The 25,899-nt window shown below is 46.0% G+C and carries 25 protein-coding genes; 21 read left to right on the top strand and 4 right to left on the bottom strand.

Translation table 11 applies throughout. The features are described 5' to 3' along the window. Positions 1-149: 149 nt before the first annotated feature. The 9 genes from ACFVVF_RS04610 to ACFVVF_RS04570 all read left to right on the top strand — a co-directional run bounded on the left by ACFVVF_RS04610 (position 150) and on the right by ACFVVF_RS04570 (position 9,928). Positions 150-1,154: an alpha/beta hydrolase gene (locus ACFVVF_RS04610; protein ID WP_387805810.1), complete on the top strand. Its 1,005-nt coding sequence runs from the start codon at positions 150-152 to the stop codon at positions 1,152-1,154. A gap of 189 nt (positions 1,155-1,343) precedes the next feature. After that, complete coding sequence (locus tag ACFVVF_RS04605; protein ID WP_387805808.1) at positions 1,344-2,510, top strand: hypothetical protein; 1,167 nt, start codon at positions 1,344-1,346, stop codon at positions 2,508-2,510. 76 nt (positions 2,511-2,586) lie between these two features. Continuing rightward, complete coding sequence (locus tag ACFVVF_RS04600; protein WP_387805806.1) at positions 2,587-3,483, top strand: Swt1 family HEPN domain-containing protein; 897 nt, start codon at positions 2,587-2,589, stop codon at positions 3,481-3,483. 394 nt (positions 3,484-3,877) lie between these two features. Continuing rightward, a complete protein-coding gene (locus ACFVVF_RS04595; RefSeq protein WP_387805804.1) occupies positions 3,878-4,492 on the top strand; it encodes a hypothetical protein in 615 nt (204 codons plus the stop codon). 71 nt (positions 4,493-4,563) lie between these two features. Further along, entirely contained in the window at positions 4,564-4,806 is a 243-nt protein-coding gene (locus tag ACFVVF_RS04590; protein WP_387805802.1) for a hypothetical protein, read from the top strand. 288 nt (positions 4,807-5,094) lie between these two features. Then, positions 5,095-6,261 (top strand): hypothetical protein, encoded by a 1,167-nt coding sequence (locus ACFVVF_RS04585; RefSeq protein ID WP_387805800.1) that lies wholly within the window; start codon positions 5,095-5,097, stop codon positions 6,259-6,261. 49 nt (positions 6,262-6,310) lie between these two features. Continuing rightward, positions 6,311-7,873, top strand: coding sequence for a trypsin-like peptidase domain-containing protein (locus tag ACFVVF_RS04580; RefSeq protein ID WP_387805795.1), 1,563 nt, complete (start codon positions 6,311-6,313; stop codon positions 7,871-7,873). 211 nt (positions 7,874-8,084) lie between these two features. Next, positions 8,085-8,903 (top strand): hypothetical protein, encoded by an 819-nt coding sequence (locus tag ACFVVF_RS04575; protein WP_387805793.1) that lies wholly within the window; start codon positions 8,085-8,087, stop codon positions 8,901-8,903. 161 nt (positions 8,904-9,064) lie between these two features. Further along, complete coding sequence (locus ACFVVF_RS04570) at positions 9,065-9,928, top strand: YwqG family protein (RefSeq protein ID WP_387805791.1); 864 nt, start codon at positions 9,065-9,067, stop codon at positions 9,926-9,928. Between the two features lie 190 nt (positions 9,929-10,118). On the opposite strand, the gene ACFVVF_RS04565 is transcribed toward ACFVVF_RS04570, so the two are convergent. Continuing rightward, positions 10,119-10,673, bottom strand: a complete 555-nt coding sequence (locus ACFVVF_RS04565) for an SMI1/KNR4 family protein (protein ID WP_387805789.1) — start codon at positions 10,671-10,673, stop codon at positions 10,119-10,121. A gap of 104 nt (positions 10,674-10,777) precedes the next feature. Between ACFVVF_RS04565 and ACFVVF_RS04560 the strand changes: the two genes are divergently transcribed. From ACFVVF_RS04560 to ACFVVF_RS04525, 8 genes are all read left to right on the top strand, one after another. Further along, a complete protein-coding gene (locus ACFVVF_RS04560; protein ID WP_387805787.1) occupies positions 10,778-11,755 on the top strand; it encodes a hypothetical protein in 978 nt (325 codons plus the stop codon). A gap of 214 nt (positions 11,756-11,969) precedes the next feature. Further along, a complete protein-coding gene (locus ACFVVF_RS04555) occupies positions 11,970-12,317 on the top strand; it encodes a DUF2294 domain-containing protein (RefSeq protein WP_387805785.1) in 348 nt (115 codons plus the stop codon). A gap of 251 nt (positions 12,318-12,568) precedes the next feature. Further along, a complete protein-coding gene (locus tag ACFVVF_RS04550) occupies positions 12,569-13,645 on the top strand; it encodes an ABC transporter substrate-binding protein (protein ID WP_387805783.1) in 1,077 nt (358 codons plus the stop codon). Between the two features lie 63 nt (positions 13,646-13,708). Further along, the gene (locus ACFVVF_RS04545; RefSeq protein WP_387805781.1) at positions 13,709-14,644 is read left to right on the top strand and encodes a nucleoside hydrolase; all 936 of its coding nucleotides are present in this window, start codon (positions 13,709-13,711) and stop codon (positions 14,642-14,644) included. A 27-nt stretch (positions 14,645-14,671) separates the two neighbouring features. Next, on the top strand, positions 14,672-15,493 hold the full coding sequence (locus ACFVVF_RS04540; RefSeq protein WP_387805779.1) for an ABC transporter permease: 822 nt from the start codon (positions 14,672-14,674) through the stop codon (positions 15,491-15,493). A 5-nt stretch (positions 15,494-15,498) separates the two neighbouring features. Then, complete coding sequence (locus ACFVVF_RS04535; protein ID WP_387805777.1) at positions 15,499-16,287, top strand: ABC transporter permease; 789 nt, start codon at positions 15,499-15,501, stop codon at positions 16,285-16,287. Between the two features lie 15 nt (positions 16,288-16,302). Further along, the gene (locus ACFVVF_RS04530; protein WP_387805775.1) at positions 16,303-17,364 is read left to right on the top strand and encodes an ABC transporter ATP-binding protein; all 1,062 of its coding nucleotides are present in this window, start codon (positions 16,303-16,305) and stop codon (positions 17,362-17,364) included. 27 nt (positions 17,365-17,391) lie between these two features. Continuing rightward, positions 17,392-19,113 carry an adenine deaminase gene (locus tag ACFVVF_RS04525; protein WP_387805773.1) on the top strand — a complete coding sequence of 574 codons (1,722 nt, stop codon included), beginning with the start codon at positions 17,392-17,394 and terminating at the stop codon, positions 19,111-19,113. A gap of 81 nt (positions 19,114-19,194) precedes the next feature. On the opposite strand, the gene ACFVVF_RS04520 is transcribed toward ACFVVF_RS04525, so the two are convergent. Continuing rightward, entirely contained in the window at positions 19,195-21,114 is a 1,920-nt protein-coding gene (locus tag ACFVVF_RS04520) for a glycosyl hydrolase family 18 protein (protein WP_387805771.1), read from the bottom strand. A gap of 182 nt (positions 21,115-21,296) precedes the next feature. Here ACFVVF_RS04520 and ACFVVF_RS04515 point away from each other — a divergent pair, with 182 nt between their 5' ends. From ACFVVF_RS04515 to ACFVVF_RS04500, 4 genes are all read left to right on the top strand, one after another. Then, a complete protein-coding gene (locus ACFVVF_RS04515; protein ID WP_387805769.1) occupies positions 21,297-22,001 on the top strand; it encodes a methyltransferase domain-containing protein in 705 nt (234 codons plus the stop codon). Positions 22,002-22,015: 14 nt separating this feature from the next. Next, entirely contained in the window at positions 22,016-23,209 is a 1,194-nt protein-coding gene (locus ACFVVF_RS04510) for an NAD(P)/FAD-dependent oxidoreductase (RefSeq protein ID WP_387805767.1), read from the top strand. Between the two features lie 19 nt (positions 23,210-23,228). Continuing rightward, on the top strand, positions 23,229-23,744 hold the full coding sequence (locus ACFVVF_RS04505) for an SRPBCC family protein (RefSeq protein ID WP_387805765.1): 516 nt from the start codon (positions 23,229-23,231) through the stop codon (positions 23,742-23,744). A 64-nt stretch (positions 23,745-23,808) separates the two neighbouring features. Continuing rightward, positions 23,809-25,041 (top strand): beta-ketoacyl-[acyl-carrier-protein] synthase family protein, encoded by a 1,233-nt coding sequence (locus ACFVVF_RS04500; protein WP_387805763.1) that lies wholly within the window; start codon positions 23,809-23,811, stop codon positions 25,039-25,041. Between the two features lie 101 nt (positions 25,042-25,142). Here ACFVVF_RS04500 and ACFVVF_RS04495 read toward each other — a convergent pair whose 3' ends face one another. Then, positions 25,143-25,424, bottom strand: coding sequence for a YxcD family protein (locus ACFVVF_RS04495; protein WP_042161942.1), 282 nt, complete (start codon positions 25,422-25,424; stop codon positions 25,143-25,145). Then, a complete protein-coding gene (locus ACFVVF_RS04490) occupies positions 25,424-25,858 on the bottom strand; it encodes a hypothetical protein (RefSeq protein WP_387805761.1) in 435 nt (144 codons plus the stop codon). Before ACFVVF_RS04490 ends, ACFVVF_RS04495 begins: the two co-directional genes overlap by 1 nt. Positions 25,859-25,899 lie beyond the last annotated feature (41 nt).

Genomic DNA, 25,899 nt, shown 5'->3' with positions numbered 1-25,899 from the left:
TTCCCTACACTATATTAGCGGGATGAGGGCGGGGTGCATTTATATTTGGTTGCCGGGACAGCTTTCATGCTGTCTTTTTTGTTGATTAGAGGACTGTGAATACATACATAATGATAAATAAAGGCGGATTAGAAAAGAAGGTGAGGACAGTGAAACGTGTGAAAAAGGCGCTGCTGATTTTGTTCACTGTTGTCTGCGTATTGCTGATCGTCGGTATCGGTTATGCGGCTACGCCGCTGTCGTCATGTCCGTTCAAGAATCAGGTGGTTTCAGATGTATCATCTGAAGGCGTAGGGAGGAGCGGGACAGCAACGGGAAGCCGGTTAGTCAATGAGCATGTCCAGTATGCAGAGGCTAGTGATCATACGAGGCTGGCATATCGGAAATATACGCCTGAAAGTCCAAAGGCAGTGGTCATCTTTTACCACGGATCAGGGGCCAATAGTGCGGCGGGTTATGAGCCGATAGGTGAGGGATTAAGCGGAGATTATAATGTTGCGGCTTATTTGCCTGATATCAGAGGACATGGATTGTCCGGCGGGCCAAGAGGAGATGCTCCAAGTCAGCAGCAAGTGTATGACGATGTGAGTTTGCTTATTAACCAGGCGCGTGAAGAATTTCCTTCTGTGCCATTATACATAGGCGGCCATTCCGCAGGTGCGGGATTGATAGTGAACTATATTAATTCCCCTGGTCACCGGGATGTGAACGGGTATGTTTTTGTAGCGCCAGATTTCGGGCTGAAATCCATGACCATGTACGAAGGCAATGGCAACTTTGCAACCGTATGCACTAAAGCTTATGTCGTTAATGGGATAACGGGAGGAATTTTCAAGGGACATGCAGTTGGCGTCCGGTATAATTATTCGGAAGAACAGCTGAAGTCGGATATAGGACTTGTGTCGACGAACAGCGTCATTATGTCGCTGGCACTTAATCCTAGAAACCCGGAGCAAGAAGTTGCTGCAATCGACAAACCTTTTGGCTTATGGGTCGGGGCTGATGATGAGATCATGAACCCGCAAAAGGTCGTCCAGTTTGCAGACAATGCCAAGCAGGTAAAGGGGCAATCGTTCACACAGATCGTACCGGATGAGAAGCATCTCACGATCCTGAATGATACTGCACAATTAATTGGAGCTTGGTTGAAGTGAATTTAGCAGAATAAGAAGAATAAGCCATATAACACGAAGCTATGGGACGATCAGCTCATTTGGCATGAGTTATCATCCCGTAGAACTATTGCTTTTGTAATATTTATATGAAAATTGTCCCTATTATGGTGTAGTATATATACATGCAGAAAATATATATATTTACATCTTAGGGGGTTCTTTGAGGAAATGAATGCTAGAAGGTTATTGCTAGGAATAATAATTGCTGTTTTGCTGCTCGTACCTGCACAAGCTTTTGCACGAACATGGATAAGTATGCCGGAAGCAGAGTGGAGCTATACCGATCCTAAAACAGAGGACTACTATAGATACATTAGTCTATCTTCTTCGGAAATTCGCAAAAATAATTTGTACTATTTCTCCAGTGATAAATTACATATCATCAATACAAATACAGGAAAACATAAAGCAACCATCGATTACTTGAAAAATTCAAACGTTAATTATTCTTTTTTCGGCTCATTGGCTCAGGTTGATAATAAAGGCAACGTATATGCGATGACAGCTGTTAAAAACAGCTCAGGCAACTATGCATACAAGCTTACTGCCTACAATGATGCTGGCACGAAGCTGTGGGAAAAACCTTATAAAGAAAAAATCCGCTCGATTGCAGGTGTACTGGTATTAAACAACGGCAATATCGTGACTTACTTGGAGACCGCATCTGAAAAATTTGTTACTTATACTTATGATGCTAAAGGTCAGCAGAAAGAGAAAAAAGAATGGAAAAGCTTTATTAACGGATATCAAAATGGTTATCTCGTAACCGTTAATATTATTGGAAAACAAGCTTCCCGGTTTTCCTTCTATGATGATTCCATGAAATTAAAATTTTCGCTTAATGTTAATTTCAAAGATGGCTACTACTCAGGAATTACAGCTGAGGGGCTCATTATTTTCTATAAATACAATAATGCTACCAATAAAACGACATACTTTGCAAAAGATCAAAAGGGGAAAACGGTTTGGAGTAAGGAGCTGACAGGGCAAGCTGGCCGAGATACCTTGTATGATCATCACCATCATGGAGAGGGCACATTTACCAAATGGTATGGCGGAAATGTGGGGGACAAATTCTTTTTGATAGATCGCAAGGGCAACACACAGCAGCTGACCGTTGGCGATTTTGAATTCCAGACCGCAAGTGATGAGACGGTTATGCTGAAAACCAATAAGAAAGTAGTCATCTATAAAGCGTCCAATCTATCCGTTTTACATTCTATTGCTTTGACCGAGGCTAATAAAGAGGATCAATTCTTATACGCTGGCGGCGGCATCGTCTATCGGATTGATGAGAAGAATGTGATTTTTAAGATGGATTTGGGGAAGGGATGAGAAGTAAGAGGAGCAGATTGCCTACAATACAAGTAGGTTGAGAAGGCTAGAAATGTGAATTGGAGTGATGACAGTAATGAAGCTTGAATTTAGAGAGGAAATGCTTATTCCACAGATTAATGGGGATATATATTTTTCTATATATGATCTTGAAAATTGGCTAAGAAGAATCTGTTTAACAGTTTACATGGTTGAATATGGTGGTAATTGGGCAAATCATTTGCCAAAGAAAATAAAGGATAGTATTAAACAAAAAAACGATCGAAATCGAGAGCTGATTTATTTAGATGTTGACAGTGAGGAAAATATAATTTGGTCATTAACTCAAAGTGAATTATCCCAGTTACTACTAAACCCAACGATATGGGCTAGAGTTCAAGAATTAATAGGCTTTTCTCAAGAGAGATTAGCACAAAAACTTATTGAATTAAGAGAAATTAGAAATCTTTTAGCACATAACAGAGCGCTATCAGAACGAACTTACATAATTACAAAGGGAATAATTGAGTCGCTTTATTCAGCTATCCATAGATTTAAAACTAATTTTATATATAACGATTCTAAAACTATCATGGAAGATATGGATGATGACCTTTCTATTTATTTCTCTAGCAAGATGGAAGGAAACGATTGGGGGGGATTTCAGGCTTTTTTAGAAAGTAACGAGATAATTTATTCGTTAGTATGTCTGCCTGTTAATCGTAAATGCAACTATCCGAGTGCATATAAATTGCTAAGTAAATTTAATGAGGTAATAGATAATGTCATAGCGATTCAGGTAAATAAAACAGGTGATGAATTCATAGTTATGATACCAAAGAAGCTACCTAATGAGATTAGTTATAAAATAATAGATCTATTTCTTGATAAAGATGATTTATTTACTTGTAAAGAATTTGAAAGTCAACACCCCAAGTACATTTGTAACCCTAAGATATGGTTTTATGAGAATAGAAGGCCAATTATTGAATAGAGTAGGTGCTATGTGGATTTTCAATTTGTATATACTACTGTCTAAGTGAGCAAGCACTCAATGCTATGTCCTTCACCGAATCATTCTTGATTAATAGGTAATAATGAATAATCAAACTTAACATAGACTACAGTTAATCTGTGTAAACATGTTATAGCTTTTTACGATTGAATAAAAATATCGTTAGATAAGGAGAATTGAATTCAAGAAATTGCTCATATTTATTTACTAGAATATTAGTGATGATAACAATTTTGTTCGTGCTTATGTATTTCGTCTCATTATTGTTTAATAACAAAAATGTTAGGGAAGTTGAATATATAAGTCTATGGTAATGAGTTATTTGAGGACAAATGTTATCGGGTTTGATAAGTGAAACTAGGAGGATTTAAAAGTGAAAGAAAGTCTAATCTACATAACGGATGATATTACTTTTCAAGATATTAAAAATGACAAAGTGAAAAAAACAGAGGTTTATTTAAAGCAAATGAATAACTGGTTTATTAAACCAGCAAAATTACTACTTGATAGTAGCAGGAAACAAGGTAACTACGAACAAGAGCTTGCGTTATTGACAATACTGATTACATTCTTTGAATCCCATGGACAATACTTAAAAGGAAAAAGTAGCCAAGTTAGCTCGAAAAAAGTTTTTACATATGCTTTTAAGGCTTACTTGGATTATCTTGTTAATGTCAAGAAGCATAGCGCAGAAATTTACCAACAATTAGATCTTACGAAGTTTTATTCTTTAGTTAGATGTGGATTGCTACACAATGGATATATAAGAAATGAAGGAGTTAGCTTTTTTATTGATAGACTTAAATTAGATAAAGTTCATGTCGTATATCCCAACAAAATTATCTCCAATAGCTGGTTGATAAATACTTATTGCATGTTAGAGGGACTTGAAGATTATTTGATGTATTATTTAAACTTGGTTGAATATGATATGGAGTATAAAAGTAACTTTGAAAAAATGTTTGAGTCATTTTATACATTAGATTAATAGATGTTTTTACAATTATAGAAATTATTTATATAAATTCATAAAGAGTCAGCAAAGGCAATAAATCCGAAGTGGCCGACAGCATGGCGTTCCCATTGAAAGTGAATCATAACGGAAAAAGCATCGAAATTAAGTCCAAGAAAGAGTTTATTGCCAAATATAATAAGATCATGACTCCTAAAATTAAGAAAAAGCTATTAGCTCAAAAAGCGGACAAAGTTCTCGTCAATTGGAAAGGTGTTATGGTTGGTGACGGTGAGCTATGGATTGGACAGACCGGGAAACATATCAAGGTATTCGCATTAAATCAATAATTGGTACGCTACACATTAATACGAAAAGAATAACGGCGCTTTAATTGAACTGCAACTTCAATGTTAGACATCATCTAACATTGAAGTTGCAGTTTTTAGTTCTCTTTTCAAGAGGGTTAAACTGCATCGTGTATGAAAATATAGGAATATTGTTTCATTAGCAATGAGTAATGAATCTCTAGAAATCTTAATAAAAAAATATTTATATGAAAATTGTCCCTATTTTGGTGTAGTATATATACATGCGTGTTATATGATTATTTACATCTTAGGAGGCAGTTTGAGGAAATGAAAGCTAGGAAATTAATACTGAGTACAATAATTGTTGTGTTGCTGTTATTACCCACATCAGTTTTGGCACGCTCATGGACGAGTATGCCAGAAGCGGATTGGAGCTATACCGATCCTATTGTGGAGGAAGGATTTTATGACTATATTACCTCATCCAGTACATTAGTTCGTAACAGTAATTTGTATTATTTCTCAAATAATAGATTACATATTGTAAATACAAAAACAGGAAAACATATAGCCAGCATTGACTACTTGGGAAATTCAAACATGCGGTATTCATTCTTCGGCCTGTTTGCTCAAGTTGATAATAAAGGCAATGCATATATGATGACGGCTACCAGAAATAGCTCCGGTAACGATGTGTATAAGCTCACGGCCTACAATGATGCGGGCAAGAAACTTTGGGAAAAAGCATATCAAGAGAAAATTCGTGCCAACGCAGGCTTATTCGTATTAAACAATGGCAATATCGTAACTTACTTGGAGACCGCATCAGAAAAAATTGTTACCTATACGTATGATGCTAAAGGTCAATTAAAAGATAAAAGGGAATGGAAGAGCTTTATACAAGGCTATAAGAACGGTTATATTGTCACCAGAAATATCATCGGCAAACAAGCCTCCCGATTTGCCTTCTATGATGATTCCATGAAATTAAAGTTTGCGCTTAATTTCAATCATGACGAAGGTTACTATGCAGGGATTACTCCTGAGGGGCTTGTAGTGTTCTATAAATACAATAGCGCAACAGGCAAAGCTACTTTTTTTGCGAAAGATCAAACGGGAAAAAAAGTGTGGAGTAAGGAACTGTCAGGACAAGCTGGACAGTCTACGTTTGATGATCAGTATCAGATTGGGGAAGGTGTTTTTACAAAGTTTGGAGTGAAGATAGGGAAACAATTGTTCTTAATTGACCGAAAAGGTACGATGCAGCAGTTAACCTTTGGTGATTTCGAGTTTCAGACAGCAAGTGATCAGACTGTAATGCTGTATAACAAAAAGAAAATAGAGATCTATAAAGCCTCCGATCTATCACTTTTACATTCCATTACATTGTCAGACGCTAACAAAATGGATGAATTTTTATATGCTGGCGCAGGTGTTGTCTATCGAATCGATGAAAAAAATGTGATTTCTAAAATAAATGTTGCCAAAGCATGAAATAGAGATACGGCTAATTAGAGGAGAGTTTAAATTGGGAGGAATTCATATGCAAAGAATTGGAATGGCAGCTCTTATACTTTCAGTAACATTATTTCTAACGTTTGGCGTGAGCGGAAAAGTAAACGCGGCTGAAGGTTTGTATCAAGTTTATGTGGATGGAAAACTGGCAGCACCTAAGACTATCGCTAAAGACAATGTTACGTTCGTACCCTATAAAGACATTTTGAAAGCGATGAGTTTTCAAATCTCTTACAATAGTGCGACTAAAACGATTGTTGCTAGCAAAGGAGATCAAAGCATTATATATAAGGGTGGTGATAATAAAGCCATCGTAAACGGGAAATCAAAGACAATGTCTAAAAATCCGATATCCGCAGATGGAACAAATTATGTTCCGCTTCGTTTTTTGACAGAGTCAACAGGCTATAAGATTACAAAAATTGATGGTAATACTCATATTATTTATGTAAATGATCCATTCTCGGATTCACCAGGCGGGGGTACAATCCCGGTAACGACAAAGCCGCCCGTATCTTCGAATATAACCCTTCCATACCCGACTAACAACTTAACGACAGAAATTAGCACAAAGAAAATTACGGAAATAAATGATAGTAAAGTAGCAATGGTAATGATGGACACCGCACAAGGAAGCGCTGTTAGCTTAGGCGACGGTGTGTTTGTTACCAACTACCATGTTATCGAAGGACAGAAAAATGGCTATCTATTGGATATTAAGGGTAACAAGTACCCGATAGGCGGGGTAATATCTGTAAATAAAGCAGCCGACCTTGCTCTTATTAAACTCAGTAATAAAACGACAGCATGGGCTTCAGTGGAAATAGGGAATCCAAAAGAACTGGTAAAAGGAGATAAAGTTGTCGCAATAGGAAGTCCGAAAGGCATACAGAATACGGTTTCTGAAGGTGTAATTAGTAATATCATTGCAACAGCAGGTGTGGGTTATATTCAAATTAGCGTTCCAATTGATCACGGCAGCTCCGGAGGCGGGTTGTTTAATGATAAAGGACAATTAGTAGGTATTACAAGCATGGGCAGAGATGACAGTAATGCTAATTTAAATTACGCAGTATCTATAATGGAAGCTATCCCGATGCTTCAAGAGATTTCGGGGAAAGAGTTTAATAATATTTCGACTTCACCATTGTCTTCATATCCTGCGAGTTCTGATAATAAAGGAATCACAGACAACGAAGAGTTAGGCGAAGTACTAGCGGGTATACTTGATAAGTCCATGACGAGTATTCCTGGTAACATCCCTTTAGAAGACAATTGGGATTATTTTGTGGATGAGGATGGAACCATTGTTTTGTTTAATCGGGTGGATGTGGATGGTTATCAATCCTATTCGAAAAGCTTTTCTTATACTAAAAACCAGTACCAATCTTGGGCGGATGGGCTAGGCAAAATCTTTTACGATAAATTCCCTGATAAGGACATAAATATTATGATATACGTTGAGGGCTTTAGCAGAACGTATCCAACCGGATTTGCTCCTTCAGAGATCAAGGCTGTAGATGGAGGATACGAGGTAACACATATCTTCATCTTTATTATCTCAGGTGGTAAAGCAATTATTCGACAATAATTCAGAACGTTTTCCCATAAAGAAGCACTCCTGTGCAGGCATTTGCCTTCGTTGGAGTGCTTCTTTCATTATACAATTTCGGAAGTTTTGAAATTCCGATGATGATGCAAATACAACTCATTAAAAAGACCTTGAACCTACACCCCAAATACACCTGATGGACACATCTAAATTATATACTCGGAGTATAAATTGACTTGGAGGTTACAACATGACAAACATCAGCATGAAAAAAGCCGCAATTATTTTGAGTGCTTCAATCGTTCTCGCTACATTTTCCGGGCAAGCCTGGGCTAATCAAGGTACAACTGCTTCAGCACCTGCAGCTATAACGAAAGCAGACACCAAGAATCCTTATTACGTAGCTGGAATTGACAATCCTGCAGAGTTCACGACTTATTTTGCCAAGCTACAGAAAGCCGTAAGAGATAATAAACCGGAAGAAGTAGCCAAGCTGATCTCTTACCCGATGAATCTGAACAAAGACAACAAAACTTATGCAATTTCGAGTAAGGATGAGTTTATTAAGAAGTACGATCGCATCTTCACTACCCGTGTTCGTGAACAGCTGCTAGCTCAGAAAGCTGATCAGGTTTTCGTGAATTGGAAAGGTATTATGGTGGGAGAAGGGGACTTGTGGATCGGCAAACAGGACGATAAGCTAGGCGTTATTGCAGTTAATATCATTAACAATCCGTATGAAGCGGCAGGTATTAAGAATGCGATCGAATTCGAGCATTTCTTGAACAAGCTTCAGAAAGACGTCAGCAAAGGCAATAAATCTGAAGTGGCCAATAGCATAGCGTTCCCATTGAAAGTCAACCATAAAGGAAAAAGCATCGAAATCAAAAGCAAGAAAGAGTTTATTTCTAAATATGATAAAATCATGACTGCTAAAATTAAGAAAAAGCTTTTAGCTCAAAAAGCAGACAAAGTTGTCGTCAATTGGAAGGGTGTTATGGTTGGTAACGGCGAACTCTGGATTGGACAGATCGGGGCGCAAATCAAAGTTTTCGCTTTAAACCAGTAATCAATCATTTACGATAACAACATTCTTTGAAAAAGCCGCCTAAATGGGCGGCTTTTTTGTTTCTTGCTATCTATGAGCGCAACCTGCGGCAGGAATAGTCTGGAAAAATGTCGAAATAAACGTTGTAGCTTACCAATATTTTTATTTTGGAGGGAAATACAATGAGTGCACAGGAAATTCTCGATTTACTTGAACAATCAGGACTTGAACAATATAAAACGTCAATTGCTCAATGGATATTTCCAACGGCGCAAATAATACTGGAGCCGAAGTCAGATGCACTTTTTCAGATTGGCGAGAGCAAAATAGGCGGTGATCCTGATCTTCTGGAAGAGGTGGATTGGCCGAAATGGAAAAGCTATGACATGACCTTTATCGGTCAATTGAACTTAGCGCAATGTCCATCCCATCTGTCGCTTCCATCAGCTGGCTTGCTTTCATTCTTTTATGCTGTAGAGGGCATGTATGAGGACCCGGATTTTTATGGTGATCCGCATACTTGCCGTGTAATTTATACAAGTCCCGATCAGCTCGATCACTTAGTCCGCAGAAGCGCTCCTGCTTCATTGAAGGAAGGAGTGAAAATGCAGCCTAACAGCATTTCGTTTTTACCGAGTTTATCAGTTCCAGCGACTGAATCAGCCTATTTGGAGAGTATTGGATTGGGCTGGAATGAAGACCAGGATGATATCAATAAGTATTGGGAGATCTTTTTGCCGAAAACAGAAAAGCTATGGCAAAGAGAAGGATATATTAACCGTCTTATGGGGCACCCGGATCAAATTCAGGGAGATATGCAAAGAAGTTGTGAAATTGCATACGGCTCCTACACTGATAATGAATTAGACAAGGCTGATTTCATAAAATCCGCACTGAAGTGGCGGCTGCTCCTGCAAATTGACTCCGAGGAAGAGAAGACAGGCATCATGTGGGGTGATGTAGGCCGTATCTATTATTGGATTCATGAAGATGATCTTGCGCAGCTCCGCTTTGACCGGGTGTTTTGCGAGATGCAGTGCGGCTAGGTCTTGTACGTAAAAGTACAATTATAAAGTCGACTTATATTAGCGGTCGACTTTTTTCTTATATAGCTGGCAGTAAAGTCGTTATAGTCACTTAATCATTTCATTTTTTCTGCAGACGATATGAAATCGCTGCTATATTTTAATGAAGCCTAAAAAAGTTTATTACAGAGGCTGCTATCGCGCCATCTAACTACCCATGCAGCTCCTCATCCGAAGAGGTAGTCCCAAGACACAGCTCCACAAACGTATCTGCAAAATGTATACAATCCTCATAACCGAGATTGCCGGAAGAGGCAACAAGAATCGGATATTCCCGGTCATCCCGATCATTGCGCATATCCCACGCGTAATGATTGCCGCACCCGTCCATAGCGAATGACACTGCACCCGGCATGTATTGGGGGAATTCATAGGCAAGCATCATGGATCTAAATATTTCCGTACTGAAAAATTGAAGGTACCGGTCGCCATTGCCAAACTCTCCGCCATTGGAAAAGCGAAGAAACGCCAAATAACTTTCAGGCAGCGGCTTCTGCGGAATTGACCATAAGCTTGGATCAAATGGTTTATACAGTCCATACAGCGGATCATTAGTCGGAAAAGGATTGTGCTGCCGGTTGAAGATTTCCTGAATTTCCAGGTCAGACAGCGGCGCATGCCAACTGTGCTGGAATTGAAGCAGCTCAGCTTCAGTGAGACCGGGGTACGACTGATAGTTTTTTTCGAATAAGGTGTCCCAATTCATATGTAATTGCTCCCCTTCTCCTAGTCTAGTTATATAAGTTAAGATTAATAGAAGCGTGCAGCCATTGCAAAACAAAGATTCCCCGGAAAGGAAGAGGATGCAGAATGACCGCATTGAATCGTCAAGCTTGGAGCGAATTGTCCAGTACGGAGAAGGAAGCTGTGATGCAGGATCTCGCCAGCAAGCTGCCCCAAGGCTTCCAGTTCCAAGGGCTCCAAACCTTTCAACGTTATGGAGTCACTAATGAAACGGGGATTTTCACCTATAAGGAAGCCGAATTTGTATTCGTGCCTGGCAATCAGGTCACTTTGGGCTGGGAAAGCTGGGATCAGGGCATGGACGAAGCCACCCGGGAAGACCTGCTCGAAACACTCGGCGAATACGATATCGAAGATGCAGATCAATATTTGCGGGATCAGATGTCGCCGGTTAGAGAGGCCGCTATTGGAGCTATGCTGGTAGAGCGGGCCGCCCGTTCGGCCGGCTGGCAGCAGGTTCCTCTGCAGGACTTGCCGTTACTTGATGAGCCTGAAATAGAGGAAGAGCTGACTAAATTCCGTGCTTCCACATACAGCAAATATGAGCAGTATCAGCATTTTCGCCTCGTTCGGCAGGAAGAGGATATTAGGCTGTTTCTGTTCAATGAAGATCTGACTTGGGAGCAGGCGGTAGCTGACGTACATAATGAAGGATTCAGTTTGCTTACGGAAGAGGAATGGGAATATATTTATGGCGGCGGCTGCCGGACTTTGTTTCCATGGGGTGACAGCTTCGATTATAAGATGAAGGTCAAGCACTTTGAGGAGCTGGTTGAGGAAGATGACTCCAGAGAATACGATCTGAGCCTGCCGAATGCTTTTGGGCTATTGTTTGACGGTGATCCGTATCAGTATGAATGGACGATCCGCGAGGGAGAACTGATGCCCAAAGGGGGAGACGGAGGCAGTCTGATTTGCGGCGGGTCCGGCCTGGTGGTCGGTTATTTGCCGGTGGCTGCTTATTTCCGGGATTCTTACTTTGAGGAGCTGGATTGGGAAGAGATTATGGGGCATTTATGGTATAGACGAATTGTGCGGCTGTAGGTGAATATCCGCCTGTTTTTTATAATTATCATTGATACTTCGCAAACGTAACCTTACATCCTTCGTTAATTAAGTCGTTTTTGGACAGAAAAAATGATTTTTTTTGCTTTTTTTCATCTGAAAACCGAACTATCTCTTGATTTATTAGAAATTGTTATGTACGATATGAATACTAGTTTTATTAAAGATTTATTTTATTTCAGAAGGTGATCTCATGCCCCTGATCGACTCTAACGAGAACAGGAAGAAGCTCAGTCACATTTACAATGAGGTTGCCAAAGAGCTGTTCGGGTTTGGCACGACGATGCTGAAGGTGTCCATGAATCATCAGATGATAACGATCCAAGCCAAGCACCGCAGGTCACCGCGTTCATCTGTATTAGAGGGAGAGGTTCCATCCTTGAAGCATGAGGTGGATTACCATATGTCCTCCATCTATAAGAAGAAGGTTCGCGAGAGGCTGGAGCAGGAATTGGGACTGGACATTGAGGCGGTTTTAAGAGATTATGATCCTACGACTCAATGGGCCATAACGAATGTCATACTGGTTGAAACCGAATAGGTCATCGGAGTTTCTCTTTTGATTTATCTTAAGAGGAAACCGAATAGGTTAGACGGATGTCTCTTTATGTTGTTTACAACGAAAAGTGCTCTTGTTTAGAAGATTTCTTTCTATTACAAGTGTGCTTTTTTTTATGGAATTTTTTTGCGAAAATGTATAGTTTAGAGGCTCGCACCAATAATAAGCAAGCTAGTAAACGGGTTTAAAGATTGACCAACATAGAGCATGACAATAAGGGGAGGAAGAAACGGATGAAACACAAATGGGTAAAAGGTTTGGCCGTATTGACAATTGCAGGACTGGTAGCTGCAGGCTGCAGCAGCAAAACGAATGAGCCAAGCAGCAACGGGAATACGCCTGCAAAAGGCGAACCGACAAAGCTGGTCATCTCGACTTGGGGTTTTTCGGCTGACTTCTTTAATAAGGAAGTATATGCGCCATTCGAAAAAGAGCATAACGTTAAAATCGTTGTCGAGGACGGCAATAACGCCGACCGTCTTAACAAAGTGAAAATTGGCGGTTCTTCTGTTGATTTGATCTATCTCTCCGATTATTATGCACAGCAAGGTATTGAAGCGGGCTTGTTCGAGAAAATCGACCGCAGCCGCATTCCGAACTTGAACGAAATTTATGATGTAGCTAAAGCTCCGCTTGGCGAAGATTACGGTCCAGCTTACACAATTGGACAATTGGGAATTGCTTATAACGCCAAAGAAGTCGGCAAAGAATTGACGTCGTGGAATGATCTGTGGAGCCCTGAGCTTGCAGGCAAAATCACAATGCCTAACATCACATCGACTTCGGGTCCAATGATTCTTGATGCAGCTTCGCTGGCAGCAGGAAACACAACCTTCAACGAAGATCAGGCGATGGCTAAGCTGAAAGAGCTTAATCCTTCGGTCGTGAAATATTACAGCAAGACGTCGGAATTCGTAAACATGTATTCCCAAGGGGAAATTGTTGCCGGACCGATTATGGAAATGTATGTGAAGGATCTGAAAGACGCTGTACCTGATACGAAATTTTTGGCGCCAAAAGAAGGCGGCTATGCGATTATGAATACCGTCAACATCGTCAAAGGCAGCAAAAACAAAGAGCTGGCGGAAGACTTCATCAACTGGCACCTGAGCAAAGAGGTTCAAGAGAAATCCGCTAAGGCTAAGATCGATTCCCCGGTTAATACGACATTGGAGCTGACTGCTGAAGAGGCAGAAGGCATCACGTATGGCGCAGAAACGATCAACAAGCTGCACAAGCTGGATATGAAGTTCGTGAACGAGAACTTGAAAAACTGGATCGACCGTTTCAGCCGTGAAGTTTCGAAATAAGAGGAAGCTAACTGAGAGACAAGAGTATTCATACTCTTGTCTCGTTTCCTGAATGGGAGGGGGATGATGATGAACAAGAAGGTGATTCTCGATGTCGATACGGGAGTGGATGATGCGTTAGGCATTCTGCTCGCGATAAAGAGCGGTAAGCTGGACATCCTCGGTATCACAACGGTGAACGGCAATGTTTCGTTAGAGCAAGCAACGCTGAATACTTGCAAAGTGCTTCAACTGGCCGGAGCGGAGCATATTCCAGTCATTCAAGGTGCGGACAAGCCGCTGCTGCGCAGCAGTTACTTCGAGCATCGGGTTCATGGAAAAGACGGACTCGGCGGCGCACTAAAGGATATGCCTGTGCGAAAGCAAGCGGAGAATGGCCATGCGGTTGATTTCCTCATCGATCAAATTCAGAAGCATCCGGGGGAAGTTACGCTCGTCATGACAGCTCCTTTAACCAATCTGGCTCTTGCTGTGATGAAAGCTCCCGAATTGGTTCACCAAGTGAAAGAGGTCATCGTCATGGGCGGCGTTGTTCTAGGCTTCGGCAATGTAACGCCAACGGCCGAGTACAACATCTATGTTGACCCGGAAGCAGCCAAGCTCGTATTCAAGGCCGGATTTACATCGCTGACGCTAGTCGGACTTGATGTTACCCGTAAAGCGCTGCTTACCGAGGCCCACATCGATTCCATGGGCGACTCGCCGCTCGCGGGTTACGTCCGAGAAAGCACGGCCGATTATATGCAGCGCTACTATGAGCGGAACGGAGTCCGGGCTTGCGCCATGCATGATCCGCTTGCAGTAGCCGTGGCGCTGAATCCGGAGCTGGTCGGCACCAAGCATTATTATGTAGATGTCGAAACACGCAGCGAGCTCTGCGATGGCCAGACGGTGTGTGATTTTCAAAACCGATTATTGCAGCAGCCGAACGTTCATGTAGGCCTGGACGTAGCGGATGAGGAATTCATCAGCCTATTTATCCGCACTTTGCGCGGCTAGCGAACTTAAGAACAGGAGAACCGTGACATGAAGAAATCGTATTTGACTTTATTGCTTCTGCCAGGGCTAGTGTTCTTGGCTGCCTTCATGGTGATACCGATACTCCTGACGGTAGGCTCGACCTTTTATCATGAGAGCCGGTTCACGCTTGAAGGTTATCTTTACTTTTTCAAGGACCCTTACTTTCTGAAAATCCTATGGACAACCTTGCGCGTCAGCTTGGTGACCACATTATTATGTATGCTGCTTGGTTTTCCTACGGCGTACTTTATCTCTCAGCAAAATCCGCGGAAAAAAGCGCTGCTGCTCGCGCTGGCAATCTTCCCGCTGCTGACCAGCTCGGTCGTTCGCTCGTTTAGCTGGACAATCATTTTAGGGAAAAAGGGACTGCTTAACAATATGCTCCTGTCCGTTGGTCTCATTCAGGAGCCGCTTAACATCCTCTATACACCGACAGCGATGATGATCGGTCTTATCCATCTGTTCTTGCCGCTGATTATTATTACGCTGGTAGGCGTCATGGAAAATATCGATACGGATCTGGTTAAAGCTGCTGAAAGCTTGGGCGCTAACCGGTTCGCCGCGTTCTGCAGAGTCGTTATTCCGCTCAGCGTGCCGGGACTCATCATTGGCGGTATTCTCGTATTCGTGGGAAGCCTTACAGCCTATACGACTCCAGCGTTGCTGGGCGGCAAGCAGCAGGTTATTTCAACATTCCTGTATCAGAATGCGATCACGCTGAATGACTGGTACTTGGCGTCTGTCGTTGCGACGATCATGATGGTGATTACGTTTGTGATCATTATGCTGATGAACGTACTGGCCAAAAAATTAAATCCGAAGGGGTAGAAGACATGCGGCAGAAAAACCGTGGACTCGGCCTGTTCACATTTTTTATTTACTTGTTTCTGCTTGGGCCGCTGGTAATTATTGCTTTCGCGTCGTTCGAGCCGGGAAGTGCAATGAAATTTCCGCCCCAAGGCTTTTCTTTAAAGTGGTATCAAAATATTTTTGAAGTGTCGATGTTCAAAACATCGTTCATCACTTCCATTGTCGTATCGCTTGTAGGCAATTTGCTAGCGCTGCTGCTGGGATTGCCGGCTGCCTATGCGCTAAGCCGGTTCCAATTCCGCGGTAAGGATGCGCTCAATGCCATCTTTATCTCGCCGGTACTCATACCGGGTATCGTGCTCGGTTTTACAATGCTGAAATATGTGATCATTACCTACAATATCCCGGTTTATAGCGCGCTGCTGATTGGCCATACAGTCATCATGCTGCCCTTTATTATTCGGGTTATCGCATCCAGCTTGGCTAACTTCGACTTTGCAGTGGAGGAAGCTTCACTAAGCCTCGGCGCGGGAAGATTGAAGACATTCTTTACCGTCGTGCTGCCGAATATTAAATCCGGCATTATTGCCGCCGTGCTTATCGCGTTCCTGGAGTCGTTCAACAACGTAGACATTTCCGTGTTCATGACCGGTCCGGGCATCAGCACGTTCCCGATTCAGATGCTGCTTTATGTCGAGAACAATTTTGACCCGACGATTGCTGCTATCTCCGTATTGCTTATGCTGTTCACAGCGGTGCTGATGTTCGTTATTGAGCGCCTGATGGGGTTATCTTACTTTACCAAACGATAATGGAGGCTTGCGTCCATGGCCATGCTAACTTTAGAAAATATAGCGGTATCCTATGATCAACAATATATTTTGAAAGATTTCAATCTGTCCGTCGAGAAGGGGAGTCTCATCTCGCTTCTTGGCCCAAGCGGCTGCGGCAAAACGACGACGCTTCGTCTGATCGCCGGTTTTCTTGATGCCAAAGAGGGCAAGTTTGCGCTGAACGGCAAAGATTACACGCGTGTTCCGGTTAATAAGCGTAACTTCGGCTTTGTGTTCCAGAGCTATGCGCTGTTTCCGCATTTGTCGGTCTACGACAACGTAGCCTTTGGCCTGCGCTTGCGGAAGGTTAATAAATCTGATATCGACAGCCGTGTTCGCAGAATGCTGGATATCGTCAACCTGTCGGGCTTTGAGCAGCGGTATCCGAAGGAGCTCTCCGGCGGCCAAAGACAGCGTGTTGCCATAGCGCGTGCGCTTGTCATTGAGCCCGACCTGCTGCTATTTGATGAGCCGCTCAGCAATCTGGATGCCAATCTCCGTGTCAATATGAGGGTGGAAATCCGCCGCATTCAGCAGGAGCTGGGCATTACGACGGTCTACGTATCTCACGACCAAGAGGAATGCTTCTCGATATCCGATCAGGTTGCTGTTATGAACAAAGGCATTATTGAGCAGCTGGACAAGCCGTCGACGATCTTTAAGTTTCCGAAAACGGAATTCGTCGCACGCTTCATCGGCTTCAACAATTTTATCTCCTTCGACAGCAGACAAGAGAACGGCAATGTCATTGAGCTTCAGACGAAAGGCTTCACTTTCCGTGCTCTTCACGGAGAGGGACGCGGCGCTCAGAAAGGGTTGAAGGGCGCTATTCGTCCGGACGACCTGAAGCTGGGTACGCTGGAGGAGCTGGGTGTGGATTTCAATTTATTGCCCGGCAAAGTGAAGGTAAGCACCTATCTCGGACGAAGCTACCAGTATGTCATCGAGACGGCGCTTGGAGAATTTACAGTCAATAAAGAAATGGAACAACCTTATATAAGCGGTCAAGAGGTGCTGGTGCACTTTCCGATAGAGAAATTGATCGTCGTGGAATAGCTTAGTTTATTTGGAGGTGCAGACAACATGCGTGCAGATCAATTCATCGAAAACGTCCAGATATTCAACAGTTATTTCAAGCGGTTTGAGAACGGAAATGCAGCTGTACTGGATGGCAAATTTATATATATCGGCAAGCTGGGAGCAGAGAGCTTCGAGGCTGCCGAAATCATAGACGGGCAAGGGCGATACATGATCCCGGGCCTTATCGATATTCATCTTCATATTGAAAGCTCGATGATTACACCGAAGGCGTTCTCGCATGCCATTATTCGGAACGGTGTAACGACAATTGTACCGGAGCCCCACGAAATGGCCAACGTCTTCGGATTAGACGGGGTCAAGGAAATGATCAAGGCGAGTCAGGATTGCGCAGCCGATATGTTCTATGCGATTCCAAGCTCGGTTCCGGCAACATCGATGGAGACGACAGGCGGATCTATCGAGATTGAGGACATTGATGAGCTGCTGCGTACGGAGCGCATCATCTGTCTAGGGGAGATCATGAACTATGTGGATGTGATCACGGACCCGGATTGCAAGACGAATCAGATTCTGAAGCATATCACGGCTAATTATCCGCATTTGATCATTGAAGGCCACGTGCCGAAGCTGCTGGATCTCGATCTGCATCAGATGATCGTAAGCGGCGTAGACTCCGACCATACCCACCAGACGATTGAGGGGATGGAAGCTAGAATCAGCGCGGGCATGTTCATTGAACTGCAGGAAAAATCGATGACGCCAGAAGTGATCAATTATTTGATCCAGCATGACGTATCCGAGCATTTCTGCTTCGTGACCGACGACGTGATGCCGGATTCGTTCCAGAAGCGCGGCCATCTCAATCATATCGTGCGCAAAGCGATCAAGATGGGCTTGGAGCCGGAAAAAGCGATCTATGCCAGCACATTTACCCCGGCGAAAAGAATGCGTATGCATGACCGCGGTGTTATTGCACCCGGTAAAATTGCCGACTTCGTCCTTCTTGCTGATTTGAATGAGCTGACGATTAGCCAAGTGTTCAAGAGCGGCCGCAAAGTCTATGATATGAACGAGGCTTATGAGCCATCGGCAAGCGAGCGGGCGTTCCCGCAGCACTTCTACGAGAGCGTGAAGCTGGACGCTTTGACAGCCTCGGATTTCCGAGTGTCATCAGCCGAAGCGGACGGGAAGTATATCGGCCGCGTGATGATGGTGAAGGATGGCTCGACCTTTGTTGAGGAGCATCAGGCTGAAGTTGAAGTTCAAGGCGGGCAATTGCTGTGGCAGGAGAGCGGTTATGGACTTATTGCGACGTTCGAGCGTTACGGGAAAAATGGCAATCGCGCCTATGGCCTGATTGGCGGAGATACCATCCGCCGCGGTGCTGTCGCGACGACCTATTCACATGACAATCATAATCTGCTAGTCGTTGGTCATAATCCGGCCGATATGATGCTGGCAGCTAATGAGGTTATTGCCAATCAAGGCGGTTTCTGTGCAGTAGAGGATGGAGAAATTCTCGCCAGCCTCAAGCTGCCGATCGGCGGCATTCTGACAGAGGAGCCGCTTGAGCAAACGGCGCAGGAGGTTGAGCGGCTGCTGAATGCGATGAAGGCTTTAGGCTATCGTCATTATAATCCGATTATGTCCATCAGCACGCATTCCCTGGCTGTAAGCCCAGCACTTAAAATTACTGATTTCGGCCTGATTGACGTCAATAAAGGGAAGGTTATTCCTTTGTTGATTGGGCAGGCGCCTAACTAACAAATAAAACAAACCAAAACAAAGCAAAAACCCCGGTTTCCATCAAATGGATGGGAACCGGGGTTTTTGCTGTTTTATTACTTACGACTGATTGCGAAGCATCATCGTCCAGAGGTCTGAGCTTTCATAGCCGAGACGCCAAGCGCCAATGCCGGCCAGATCGTATTTTTTGGCGATGTCGATTCGGGCTTGTACCGTTGCGTTCGTTTCCGCCCAGAACACGTAAGTGAAGCCATCCTTCACATACGTATATTTCGTCATTCCGTATTCAGGGTCGGCCGTGCCTGTAGCACCGGTGTCGGCAATCAGCTTCGGAACATCCTTCATGTAGACGGCCCGGTTGCTGACCAGCTTGCCGCTGCTATCCAGCTTCCATTCCCTTACGTAGAACGGGATGCCCAGCATCAGCTTGTCGCGCGGTATCCCATAGGACAGAAACTGCTGGACGCCTTCCTCAACCCACTTCAGGCCGGCAACCGGACCTGGGGAAGGGCTTGTGCTCCAGAATTGATCGTAAGCCATGATGATGATCGTATCGACGATCGTCGCTAATGCGGCATGATCATAGGCCGTCAGGTGATTCCAGCTTGCGCTGCCGCGCGGCAGGTCGATAGACAGCTTCATTCCTTTATCATGCACGGCCTTAGCCAGTGCTTTGACGAAAGCGGTATAGGCTGCGCGATCCGTTCCTGCGACCTCCTCGAAGTCGAGGTTAAGGCCGTATACGCCAAGTACAGAAAGCCGGTCAACGAGACGGGCAATGAAGTCCTGCTGTGCTTTCGCATCCGCTAAGAACGCCGTCGTCATCTTCTTGTCGAACTGGTTGTGCAAGAGCGGCATGACGAGAATGCCTTTCTCCTTCAGCGTTGCGACAACAAAAGGATCGGAATTGTCCTTCAACGTGCCGTCGGCAGCGCCAAGCTCGAACCACGTTGGCGAGTCAATGTTAAGCCCTTGCGTATTGGCAACATGGCCTAATATTACAGAGGTACTGGAGCTGCCGTTCCAGCCCAGATAGACGAGCGCTTTCGTATTGCTCCAAAGCTTGCGATCGTCCGGATTTCGGATCGAGCTGTTGGAGTAGCCTTTGGCATAAGCCAGCGCGGATTTCAGCGTATGAAAGCTTTTCAGCTTCTTATCGCCCTGATATACCGTTAAATAAGCAGTGTTCGTCCACCAGACTGCGCCTTGGAAGGAAACCTCCGAGTTGGCATAGTAGGTCGCGAATTGAATCGCTTTGTCCAGGCTCACAAATGCCTTGAGCGGCTTGCCGCTTTGCGAGACGTTATAAGCCGGTACGTTGGAATGAACGGTTTTACCCGTCTTCGTATTCACGACGGAGCTGCCTGCTATGGAAGAGGCGGCCTTGATTGCATCGTATAAAAAAGGATAGGACTTCGACTGATCAGCAGTCTGGCCATCGACGGTGATCTCATAAACCGAGCTGCCTTGGCGAAGCTTCGTTTTCTGGGCAGCGGTCAAGTTATCCCACACCCATTCATTGGTAGAGAGCTCCATCACATGGGAGCCAGTCCACTTCGCAGCTTCTTTCTTCGCTGCCGCGAGCGTCGTGAAGCCCCAGCTATCCTTCGTATTGTCGCCTTGGTAAAGCTGATATTTGGCATAGGACTGATAGATCCAGCCCGGTTTCTCCAAATCTCGAATATGTACGCCAGTCAGCTTGGAGGCGGCTGCCAAAGCTTGCTCATAAGTGCGGAATTCCCATTTCGTACTGGATTTGCTTCCTTGATAGATTTTGTACCGCGGGAAGTTGTCCCATACCCACGTACGGCCGGTAATCCCCTCGACATGGCTGTACTCGAATCCGCTCGCATAGGCGATCGCCTGCTTCTCAGTAGCGAATTCTTTCAATGCTTTGTCGTTCTGATAGACACGATACTTCGTCATTGCGGCAACGGATGGGCTGGCTGCGTTTGCCGCTGCAGCGGTTAAGGTATAGGCGGCGAACAGAAGCAGCACCATCGCTGTCATTCTCCTCATCAACACTTGCTTTCATCACTCTCCTCTCAGTACTCCTATTAATAGACGCGCTAGATTCGCAGAGGTTGCGGCGAATGCTGTCGAAAGGGCTCGGTGTAAATAATTCCAGCAAATGTCCGGCAATGACGGATAAAAAAAGTGGAAAACAATAACAATAAGCAAAACGAGAAGGAGGCTGCCTTGTGAATCGGCTTATGACAAAGGAGTGGCTGGACGATGATGAGGGCGATCAACGCGTCGCGCCGGAGGAGCTGGAGTTCAGCTTGGGCGAGGTTTGGGATGTCAACCGGTATTTGGGCGGCAATCCTGCTTTATTCAATCATTTGGACCGGCTGCTGCTCCGCGTCGGACGGAAGGAAGATATAACGGTGCTGGATGTCGCGACCGGCCTTGCAGATATTCCGCTGGCGCTGGCAGAGAGGTGCCGCAAAAAAGGATTGGCCGTCTCTATCGTCGGCATCGATATGCATCCCGAAATCGTGAAGCTGGCGGAGCGAAGGACGGCGGAGGATACGGCCGTACAGGTAAGACAAGCGGACGGCACTGCCCTGCCATATGCTGATAACAGCTTTGATATCGCATTCAGCAATTTGGCGCTGCATCATATGGACGATGAGGCGGCGGTCAAGCTGGTGCAGGAAATGAACCGCGTCTCGAGAATCGGCTGGGTCATTACCGATCTTGAACGGCATACGGTCGCTTATGCTGCAGCTAAGCTGTTGGCTCGGTACGTCTGGCAAAGTCCCGTGACGAAGCATGACGGTCCGCTGTCCGTTCAGCGCTCCTTCACAGCTGGCGAGGCTCGGGCATTAATTGACCGGGCAGGTGTCGTGGCTTCGGTTCGACGGCATTTTCCATTTCGGCTCGCGTTAGTGGGAGAGAGCTGATGTCTAGCGGGGCATTGGAACGCACATATGATGTTGTCGTTGCCGGAGCCGGTCCGGCGGGAAGCGTGCTTGCCAGGCTGCTGGCACTGCAAGGCGCCAAAGTGCTGATGGTAGACGCCGCGCCTTTCCCGAGACGCAAGCCTTGCGGCGAATCGCTTAATCCGGGTGCTGTAGAGACGTTGAGTCGTCTATACGATGGTAGGCAAGCGGATGAATGGCTTCATGAAGCCTCTATTCCGCATTCGGTGCTGACCGGCTGGCAGCTGAACAGCGCTGCTTCAGGTTCGAGCCGGATGACGACACTGGCTGCTTCGTTTGGAGATAACCGCTATGGCATCGGCTGCAAGCGGGAGCTGCTCGACGGCTGGCTCATTGAGCAGGCTTATCGTGCGGGTGTCGTATTTGAGCAGAAGACGAGAGCGGAGCGTCTGATCTGGGAAAAAGGCCGTCTAATCGGCGTCGAGGTGCGACGAACGGGCGAGCAGCAGCGATCGCAAATGGTGCGCACACAAATGGTCGCGGGGGCAGACGGCATCCGGTCTGCTGTCGCCCGGAGCGCAGACCTTAGCCGGTTTGGAAAGCTGCGAAAAGCGGCATTGACAGCCAGATTAAATGGCGTTGAGGGACTGAGCGGCAAAGTGGAGCTCTATGTAAGCGGAGACCGTGTCATTGGACTTGCGCCGATTGGCGGCGGACAAGCCAATATGACGGTTGCGCTGAGAGGGCGCAAAGCGATGGAAGGTGCCGCAACGGGAAAGGCCGCTTACTTGATGAACGAAGTAAGACAGTGGGAGGCGTTGAAGGACAGATTCCATCATGCCGAAATTGAGGGCGAGGTGCTGGCCTGCGGCCCCTTCGAACGTATCGTACGCTCTGCTGCGCTTGAAGGCATGGTGCTGGTAGGCGATGCTGCCGGCTATTACGATCCGATGACCGGGCAAGGCATTTACCGGGCATTAAGGAGTGCAGAGCTTGCGGCGCCGGCTTTGATCGACGCGCTCCAGTCAGGAAGCCACCGTGCCTTGCAGTGGTATAACCGGCAGCGGTTAACGGAATTTGCCGGATCACTGCGGCTGCAGAAGCTTATTGAGCAAGCGAGCCGGCATGAGCGGCTGTGGCGGGCAGGGCTGCGGGTAATCGGCGCTTCGGAAACGCTGACGAACAGGCTGGTTGCGGCTATCGGCGACACCCGTCCTGTACATAGATAGAGGAAGGAGGCTCAGCACCATGTATACCTATAACGAAGTGATTATGAATTGTCCGGCGGAAACGGCCTTTCGTTACGCCCGGGAAGTTGAACGCTGGCCGGAGCTGCTGCCGCATTACCGCCGGACATCCTTTGAACAGGGCGGCAGCGGTGTTGGCGGAAAAGTAGAGATGGCGGCCTACCGGCCGTTCAAGCCGTTGAAATGGCCGGTATGGTGGACTAGCGACATGGAAGTAGACGAGGTGAAGCAAGTTGTCCATTACAAGCACATCAAGGGCGTGACGCGAAATATGGAGGTGGAATGGCGGCTGGAGCCGATGTCAGAAGATGCGGTAAAAGTCTCGATTGTCCATCGCTGGTACCGTCCGCCGTTTGGCCGCAGGCTGATAGCTGGCACGATTTGCGATCAGTTTGTTCACGCAATCGCTGACTTGACGCTTCAAGGCTTGAAGCGGCATGCGGAGCAAGAGCAGCTGGAGAAGCAAGAGCGTGTAAGGCGAGCGGGGATAGAAGGTATGCAGGTTGTGAGAGTGTAGGAAGGGCAAGAAGAGCAAGACAGCCCCATTGGTATGGTTTGTACGAAACAAGGAGGAATAACGTATGAGTCCTATAAAAGCAGTCATTACCGGCATCGGATGTGTCACCCCAATCGGCATTGGCGTACAGTCGCTTTGGGAAGGGGTGCAGAAGGGAGCAAGCGCGGTCAAAGCTATTGACCGGTTTACACCTGAGGGGCTTCGCAGCCGGATTGCCGCACAAATTGACGGATTCAAGGCCGAGGATTACATGGACAAGAAAAGAGCACATCGCATGGACCGTTACTCCCAGCTTGCCGTTGCAGGGGGAAGGCTGGCGCTTCAGGATGCCGGTTTGAGTGCGGATAGCGTGGATGCGGAGCGGGCAGGCATCTTTATGGGCAGCGCCTTGGGCGGCATTGCATACGCGGAGGAGCAATGCGGGCAGTATTTCAATGGCGGATTTCGTTCCGTATCTCCGACGCTGGGCTTTTCAGTGTTTGGGGGAGCCGCATCCTGCAATTTGGCGATGGAGTTTGGCTTTCAAGGCACGAACGAGACCAATGCGATGTCCTGCGCGTCCGGTGCCGTCGCAATTGGACGGGCTATGCAGGCCATCCAGCGGGGCGAAGCCGATGTGATGCTGGCCGGCGGCTCGGAAGCGCCGCTTGCGCCGCTCTCCTTCGGCGCGTTCGATATGCTGCGGGCGATGTCGACGCGCAATGAATTGCCGTCGGGCGCAAGCCGGCCTTTTGACCGTAATCGCGACGGCTTTGTGATGGGGGAAGGCTCAGCGGTTCTCGTTATTGAAGCTGAGCATCATGCCAGAGCACGCGGAGCCGTCATTTATGGCGAAGCGGCAGGCTTTGGGCTGACCAATGACGCTCATCATATGAGCGCTCCGCTGCCTAGCGGCATGCAGGCGGCAAGGGCTTTGAGGCAAGCGCTCGCTGCCGCTGATCTGTCGCCGGACGACATCGATTACGTCAACGCCCATGGATCTTCTACTTTGCTCAATGACGTAACAGAATCGAAGGTCATCCGCGAAGTATTCGGCAGCCGTCCTGTAGCCGTCAGCGGAACAAAAGGGCTGTACGGCCATCCGCTTGGCGCATCCGGCGCTATTGAGGCAGCGATTACATTATTATCGTTGCGGAATGAATGGCTGCCGCCTACGACGAATTTGGATGAACCCGATCCGGCAGCCGATATCGATCTCGTCGCCCGGCATGCACGCGAGACGCGGGCAAATGCCGCCGTTTCGAATTCATACGGCTTCGGGGGCGTTAACGCCGTGCTCGCATTTCGCAGAGCGTAACACCAGCCCCAATATGAAAGCACAAAGAAAGAGGGCATTTGCTTGGCTGCCGTATGTAACGGCTGCTAGCGAATGCCCTCTTTTACACGTAATTTGAAGTGTTATTCCGTAATGTCGGCGAAAAACTCTTCGTCTGCATCCAGCTTAATGTTGGAGCGGAATACACGCTGATTGTATTCGGTATACATATACTGTTCGATCGCTTCCAGCAGGTTGGATTCGATCAAGTATTGGCTGCGTCCGTTCACCCATACTTCAGCAGTAAAGCCGTATTGTTCTTCCCATGATAGCTGTACTTCCACGTCCTGCGGCTTTACGCCTTTACGTTCTGCCATATGCAGGCATACGGCATTAATAATTTCATCCGTGTAAATCCGAGTCATTAATAAGGACCCCGCGGATTAGGCGTTTTTTTGTTGCGAATATACTTAAATGCGGCCACGATAACCATAACGATGGCAGCGATAGCAAGCAAGTTTACCAAGAAGCCGAGTGCTTGGCCAAATGCGCCCATACCGCCAAACATACCGCCGAACAACATGCCGGCCAAACCGCCGACAAGCATACCCTTCATGAAGCTTCCGCCAAATCCGGATGTTTTTGTTGCAGCTCCTGCACCAGCAGCTCCGCCTGTTTTAGTACCTGGGTTGGATTGGCTTACGCCGCTGCTTTGATCCGCTTTCTTAGGGGTTTGCGTGTAGCTTTGCTTTGGAGATTTCATTCCGCCGCCGCCACGTTTTGCCGCATCTGCAACTTGTCCAAAACCAAGCGTCAGAAACAACATCATAGCCAGCATTAAAACTAACCCTTTCTTCATTGCTATTCTCCTCCTAGATCTCTGTGTAGTGGATTCATTGC

It is taken from the genome of Paenibacillus sp. NPDC058174, assembly GCF_042883865.1.
In the GTDB taxonomy this organism is placed as follows: Bacteria; Bacillota; Bacilli; order Paenibacillales; family Paenibacillaceae; genus Pristimantibacillus.
Note: the sequence above shows the minus strand (reverse complement) of the source record. Positions and strands in the feature narration are given on the sequence as shown.

Bases quoted from the DNA above. Each gene is read 5' to 3' on its own strand.
- ACFVVF_RS04570 (WP_387805791.1), top strand. From the start codon at position 9,065: ATGAGTGCACAGGAAATTCTCGATTTACTTGAACAATCAGGACTTGAA.
- ACFVVF_RS04525 (WP_387805773.1), top strand. From the start codon at position 17,392: ATGCGTGCAGATCAATTCATCGAAAACGTCCAGATATTCAACAGTTAT.
- ACFVVF_RS04550 (WP_387805783.1), top strand. From the start codon at position 12,569: ATGAAACACAAATGGGTAAAAGGTTTGGCCGTATTGACAATTGCAGGA.
- ACFVVF_RS04560 (WP_387805787.1), top strand. From the start codon at position 10,778: ATGACCGCATTGAATCGTCAAGCTTGGAGCGAATTGTCCAGTACGGAG.
- ACFVVF_RS04600 (WP_387805806.1), top strand. From the start codon at position 2,587: ATGAAGCTTGAATTTAGAGAGGAAATGCTTATTCCACAGATTAATGGG.
- ACFVVF_RS04540 (WP_387805779.1), top strand. From the start codon at position 14,672: ATGAAGAAATCGTATTTGACTTTATTGCTTCTGCCAGGGCTAGTGTTC.
- ACFVVF_RS04500 (WP_387805763.1), top strand. From the start codon at position 23,809: ATGAGTCCTATAAAAGCAGTCATTACCGGCATCGGATGTGTCACCCCA.
- ACFVVF_RS04580 (WP_387805795.1), top strand. From the start codon at position 6,311: ATGCAAAGAATTGGAATGGCAGCTCTTATACTTTCAGTAACATTATTT.
- ACFVVF_RS04495 (WP_042161942.1), bottom strand. From the start codon at position 25,424: ATGACTCGGATTTACACGGATGAAATTATTAATGCCGTATGCCTGCAT.
- ACFVVF_RS04520 (WP_387805771.1), bottom strand. From the start codon at position 21,114: ATGAGGAGAATGACAGCGATGGTGCTGCTTCTGTTCGCCGCCTATACC.
- ACFVVF_RS04545 (WP_387805781.1), top strand. From the start codon at position 13,709: ATGATGATGAACAAGAAGGTGATTCTCGATGTCGATACGGGAGTGGAT.
- ACFVVF_RS04605 (WP_387805808.1), top strand. From the start codon at position 1,344: ATGAATGCTAGAAGGTTATTGCTAGGAATAATAATTGCTGTTTTGCTG.
- ACFVVF_RS04505 (WP_387805765.1), top strand. From the start codon at position 23,229: ATGTATACCTATAACGAAGTGATTATGAATTGTCCGGCGGAAACGGCC.
- ACFVVF_RS04585 (WP_387805800.1), top strand. From the start codon at position 5,095: ATGAAAGCTAGGAAATTAATACTGAGTACAATAATTGTTGTGTTGCTG.
- ACFVVF_RS04490 (WP_387805761.1), bottom strand. From the start codon at position 25,858: ATGAAGAAAGGGTTAGTTTTAATGCTGGCTATGATGTTGTTTCTGACG.
- ACFVVF_RS04555 (WP_387805785.1), top strand. From the start codon at position 11,970: ATGCCCCTGATCGACTCTAACGAGAACAGGAAGAAGCTCAGTCACATT.
- ACFVVF_RS04575 (WP_387805793.1), top strand. From the start codon at position 8,085: ATGACAAACATCAGCATGAAAAAAGCCGCAATTATTTTGAGTGCTTCA.
- ACFVVF_RS04565 (WP_387805789.1), bottom strand. From the start codon at position 10,673: ATGAATTGGGACACCTTATTCGAAAAAAACTATCAGTCGTACCCCGGT.
- ACFVVF_RS04535 (WP_387805777.1), top strand. From the start codon at position 15,499: ATGCGGCAGAAAAACCGTGGACTCGGCCTGTTCACATTTTTTATTTAC.
- ACFVVF_RS04530 (WP_387805775.1), top strand. From the start codon at position 16,303: ATGGCCATGCTAACTTTAGAAAATATAGCGGTATCCTATGATCAACAA.